This is a genomic window from Deltaproteobacteria bacterium, assembly GCA_026712905.1.
In the GTDB taxonomy this organism is placed as follows: Bacteria; Desulfobacterota; Binatia; order UBA9968; family JAJDTQ01; genus JAJDTQ01.
On sequence record JAPOPM010000185.1, the window covers coordinates 1 to 4,991 of the forward strand.

Annotated in this window: 5 protein-coding genes; 2 read left to right on the top strand and 3 right to left on the bottom strand. The window is 60.9% G+C overall.

Features of this window, described 5'->3' with window-relative positions; translation table 11 throughout:
• Positions 1-508 precede the first annotated feature (508 nt).
• From OXF11_15415 to OXF11_15425, 3 genes are all read right to left on the bottom strand, one after another.
• Positions 509-1,399, bottom strand: a complete 891-nt coding sequence (locus OXF11_15415; protein MCY4488481.1) for a hypothetical protein — start codon at positions 1,397-1,399, stop codon at positions 509-511.
• Between the two features lie 93 nt (positions 1,400-1,492).
• Positions 1,493-3,334 (bottom strand): ankyrin repeat domain-containing protein, encoded by a 1,842-nt coding sequence (locus OXF11_15420; GenBank protein MCY4488482.1) that lies wholly within the window; start codon positions 3,332-3,334, stop codon positions 1,493-1,495.
• Between the two features lie 401 nt (positions 3,335-3,735).
• Positions 3,736-3,957, bottom strand: coding sequence for a hypothetical protein (locus OXF11_15425; protein ID MCY4488483.1), 222 nt, complete (start codon positions 3,955-3,957; stop codon positions 3,736-3,738).
• A 136-nt stretch (positions 3,958-4,093) separates the two neighbouring features.
• Between OXF11_15425 and OXF11_15430 the strand changes: the two genes are divergently transcribed.
• Positions 4,094-4,375: a transposase gene (locus OXF11_15430; GenBank protein MCY4488484.1), complete on the top strand. Its 282-nt coding sequence runs from the start codon at positions 4,094-4,096 to the stop codon at positions 4,373-4,375.
• Between the two features lie 77 nt (positions 4,376-4,452).
• A complete protein-coding gene (locus OXF11_15435) occupies positions 4,453-4,626 on the top strand; it encodes a hypothetical protein (protein ID MCY4488485.1) in 174 nt (57 codons plus the stop codon).
• Positions 4,627-4,991: the final 365 nt, after the last annotated feature.

Sequence of the window (4,991 nt, forward strand, 5' to 3'; positions counted from 1 at the left end):
CATGGCCTCAGTGCGTCTGCGCCGCGCTCCCTGGCCTGAAATGGCCGGTGAAACAAGTCTATCTCGATGCCCTGAAGCCGGGTTTTCCATCGAATCACTCACAGACCCTCAAATCCAGGCGTTTTTCCACGGCCTGCTAGGCTCATTTTTCCACGTTCCGAGCAGAAGTTGCAAGGGCCCGAGGAGCGCCATGTCTTCTTCATTGACGATATCGACGCTACGACTGCGCGGACTGCTTCTCAATTGATCGACAATATCGTTTCTGGCCATGGTCTTGCACCCTTCCCTTGGATGGTGGCATGCCTTGCCCGCCGTCGTACTTGGGCGATCACGGACATCCAGCAGACATAGTTTTCTCAACAACCGGTTCGACCACGTGACTGCGGGATGCGCCGCAGACTGGACCGAGCAGCTTCGCGAGCCCGCACAAACGCATAGACGATCGCATAGACGAGCTAGTGAAACGTTGAACTCGACATTTCATCAGTAATGGCACCCACCGATTTCGTCACCGACCGGGTAATGTCTCCCTGTGCGTGCCCGGTTGATTGTAGACGGCTCCTCCGGACGGGCTGCTCCCTGGACTTGGCAAGGGAGTGAATGTTGGTTGGGTGTAGGTTGGAGTCGGGGCACTTTCTTTGTCTCTCCGTCGCTGATTCGTTTGCTGGATGACTCCGCCCATGATTCCAATTGCGGTGTTGAACAGCGCTTCTATGGTCTCGCGGTCCGCCTCTTCCTGTCTTTCCTGTTCAAGGCGACGTTGACGCGCCACTTCGAGCTGCCGTTCCCGTTCTCTTTGCACTTCGGCAAGTCTCCGCCGTTTCTCTTCAAGTCGCCGTTGGCGCGCTAGCTCAAGCTGGCGTTGTCTGTCCTCCTCCAGTCTTTGTTGTCCTTCGAGGGCGAGACGTTCCCGTTCTTCTTCGAGGGCGAGGCGTTCTCGTTCTTCTTCGACGGCTAAACGCTCCCGTTCTTCTTCCAATCGCTGACGCTCTCTTTCGTCCTCCGCATTCCTGTCCGTGGCGGCTATGGCGGGGCAACGCGCCATAGGTGCACGGTGCGGGGCTTCGACGTAGTTGGAACGGTACAGGTACTCTTGATCGGGATCCTTAAGCCACAGATGGTATATCGCCTCACCACCGTTCGGCAGGATGTTGGGATGACCGTTATAGGGTACAAGCCCCCCTTCGACGGAAACACAGAAGTTCAGATTCAGTTCCACCGCACACGTATTCGTCCAAACGATCTTTGGGGTCCTGGTACCAGGAAGCTGTACTTGCGCCCTGATGCATTGTGTCTGTTCAGACGCACTCCGTGATGCGAAGCCCACAAGCACTGCCAGCATGACCGCGATGGTGAACGCAAGGCTCCTACATGGTTTGACCTTCATCGGCTCTTCCATGGGTCCCCTCCTGTTAGCCATCAAGCCGAATCCTTCCAGAGCTGACTGATGGTGGAGTCAGTCCCTCTACCGGTTCCGACTCTATTTCCAGCCCTATCGGGACCGTTCATCGCTTAGCCGCCGGTAGGGTGCGGTGTCCTTGAGCGTGGCGTTCTGTGTCGCGTAATCCCAAGGCGTCTTGCCCACCTTGTCCTTCGCCGTGGGGTCCGCTCCGACGGCGAGCAATGCCTCCACGACGGAGGGCGTCTTGCTGAACCATGCCGCCAGATGCAGAGGCGTCCACCCGCCTCGCTCGTCGCGTGCGTTCACGTCGGCGCCGGCCCCGGCGAGGGCGGTCACAAGGGCTGCCTTCTCCCCTTGCGCCGCGTAGTGAAGAGGCGTGCGCCCGTTCGCGCTACGGGCGTTGGCGTCTCTTGTCTTGAGACAGCGGATGAGGTCCGGAAGTTTGGCGTCCCTGAAGAAGGACGGTGTGTTCCAAGTTTCGCACGAAACCTGCGTCCGGGCAGGCCGTCGCTCAACATCTCGTCTCTGGGCAGCGGTCTTGGTCTTCTTCGGAACAGCGAATTCCCTCAAAACCGCGACCACGGCGGGAGTCTTGCTGAACTTCTCGCCGAGTTCCAGGGCGGCCCTTCCCCGCTTGTCTTGCACGGTCAAATCCGCCCCGGCCCTTACGAGCGCTGCCACGACCTTGGCCTCTTTGCTGAACAGCGCCGCCGTGTGCAGCGGCGTGCGGCCTTTCTCATCCCGGGCATTCAGGTCAGCTCCCGCCTTTGCGATTGCGGCCACGACCTCGGGCACCTTGCCGAGTTTTGCGACCATGTGTAAGGGCGTCTCTCCAGCTTGGTTGCGCGCGCTGTGGTTGTCCGTGTTGAGGCAACGAGAAACGTCGGCCGCGCCCGCATTCCTGAAGAAACCCGAAGTGTTCCACTTGTCACACGGAACCTGCGCCTTGCGAAGACGTTCCTGAACCTCCGCGGCTCTAACTCTTCTTTCCTCTTCCCTGAAGGCGGCCACGGCCTCGCTGGAGAATGCCATCCGGATTTTCTCGGGGTCGCGGTCGTCATTGGTTCGATACGGACTGTTGGCAACCAGTTGCAGAGGTGTTAGCCCAAGTATATCCTGGGCGTTTGGATCGGCGCCAGATGCCAGAAAGAGCGTGATGACCGCCGGGTTCTCATTCCAAATCGCCGCCTCGTGCAGAGGCGTCTTTCCAAGCCGGTCCCGCGCGTTCAACTCGGCTCCAGCCTTCAGCAGGGCCCTGCTGACCTCGGGGTTTTGATTGTCACCCGCTGCAATGTGCAGAGGCGTCTCTCCAAGACTGTCCCGCGCGTTCAAGTCGGCTCCGGCCCTCAGCAGGGCCCTGATGACCTCCGGGTTTTGATTGTCATTCGCTGCAACGTGCAGAGGCGTGTCTCCAGTGTTGTCCCGCGCGTTCAAGTCGGCTCCGGCCCTCAGCAGGGCCCTGATGACCTCGGGGTTTTGATTGTCACCCGCCGCCTCGTGCAGAGGCGTCTCTCCAAGACCGTTCCGCGCGTTCAAGTCGGCTCCGGCCCTCAGCAGGGCCCTGATGACCTCGGGGTTTTGATTGTCACCCGCTGCAATGTGCAGGGGCGTTCCACGGTTGAACGTTATCGTGGACTCACCGGGAGGGGTCCAGAGGGCCGAGGCATTAACGTCGGCACCCGCATTGAGGAGAGTCGTGATCACGGCGGGGGCTTCTATTTCATCCGCCGCGTTATGCAGAGGTGTTCTCCCGAACTGATCACGCGCATTCACGTCGGCACCAGCTTGCAGACACCGGGAAACGTCCGACGCGTCAGGGTTAAAAGTCCAAAGAAAGTCCTCGCACCAGTTATCCGCGAACGCGGACACCGCGCTCACCCATACGGCGAGACAGATGAAGAGCACACCAAAAATACTCGAACATGATCTCATCGCCTACCTACATATCGGGGATGATAGACTGCTTTCGAATCTTACGCATTTTTTATAGATCAAGAAACTTTCTGTCAAGCAATATCGTCATCCGTCAAGCGTGCCTAATCACCCACAAGACCTCGCCGAGAATGTGGACATCCTGGGCTAGGCACGAGGGAGCGCCGTATGCGTTCGCTGAGATCAGCCCCAGACGCGGCGGTGCGTCCTGGCAGACCGCATCACCATGGATCGCCTCCAAGTGCTTCACGATCAGCCCAATGCCGTCCCATAGGACGAACACCTAGCCAGTGCTCGGCAGCCGGCGCGAGACATCGACCACGATCCGGTCGCCGTCCCGTATCTCCGGGTCCATGGAGTTGCCCCGGACCCGTGGGATCCGCTTGTGTTCGGGCTCGGCGCTAGCCTCGTAGCGGATCATGCTCGCCGGCCAGTGCCAACGCGCGGTCTCCGGGACGGACGCATGGGCCGGCCGAAACCTCCACGGTGACCTCCGGTATGGCGACAACGGGGGCGCTGGAGAGTCCGGTAGGCAGCCGGGGGCGCCTTGGCTGCATGAGCTTGCGTTGCGGCACGGCCTCGTGCCGCAGTTCCGCGGGGTCGCAGTTAAACAGGTTGACCAAGGCTTCGCTGTCGCATTAGCGAGCACCATAGGCACGCCGCGTTCCACATACTGCTACAAGTAGGTCTTGTGAGGTGGTCCCGGAAAATCGGACAGGTTGCTGAGGTGTAAACCACCGACCGAGGGACGGATATGCGATGAGCACACGACGACGGTTCAGCGGGGACTTCAAGGCGAGGGTGGCGCTGGAGGCGCTACGCGGGGACAAGACGATCCAGGAGATCGCGGCGCGGCACAAGGTCCACCCGAACCAAGTGAGCACCTGGAAGCAGCGGGCGGTGGAGGGGATGAAGGAGGTGTTCTCCAAGGGGGCGGAGCGGGCACGAGGAGACCACGAGGGGGAGGTCCGGGACCTGCACGCGAAGATCGGAGAGCTGACGGTGGAGCGGGATTTCTTGGCCAAAGGGCTCAAGTGGTGAGCGGCGAGAAGCGCCGGGCGATGACTGAGCCCGGCCATCCCAAACTCGGCTTGAGCCGTCAATGCCGGCTGCTTCGAGTGAGTCGATCCTCTGTGTACCACAGGCCCAAGGGCGAGAGCGCGGAGAATCTGGCGCTGATGCGCCGGATCGACAAGCTGTTCCTGGAGTACCCCTTCTACGGCAGCCGCCAGATGGTCCGTCATCTGTGGCGCGAAGGCGTCTGTGGGGGCGTCACCGGGTGCGGCGTCTGATGCGCCTGATGGGGCTCCAGGCCATCTATCAGGCGCCGCGGGACCACCCCGGCCGCACCCCGAGCACCGTGTGTACCCCTATCGGCTCAAGGGTTTGGCCATCGAGAGGCCCAATCACGCGTGGTGCGCGGACATCGAGCGCCACGAGGCGTTCTTGAACCTTGCGGTGGTGAGAGACCACCGCCAACAGCCTGTCGCAGCAGGCTGAATGAAGCTGAGGGCAACCCGACCCGAGGGACATCGGTGAAGGGTGGAAGCAGCCCTGACAACGACGGGACGCGCCAGCACTGTCAGATGGCGTGGGTCCGGCAAGCGAGACGGAAAGGTGTACGCGAGGAACCAGCGGCAGAAAGCCCCTCAAGCAC

What these genes read in the sequence shown, in the direction of transcription:
- OXF11_15415 (MCY4488481.1), bottom strand. Translation starts at nt 1,399, where the DNA reads ATGGAAGAGCCGATGAAGGTCAAACCATGTAGGAGCCTTGCGTTCACC.
- OXF11_15420 (MCY4488482.1), bottom strand. Translation starts at nt 3,334, where the DNA reads ATGAGATCATGTTCGAGTATTTTTGGTGTGCTCTTCATCTGTCTCGCC.
- OXF11_15430 (MCY4488484.1), top strand. Translation starts at nt 4,094, where the DNA reads ATGAGCACACGACGACGGTTCAGCGGGGACTTCAAGGCGAGGGTGGCG.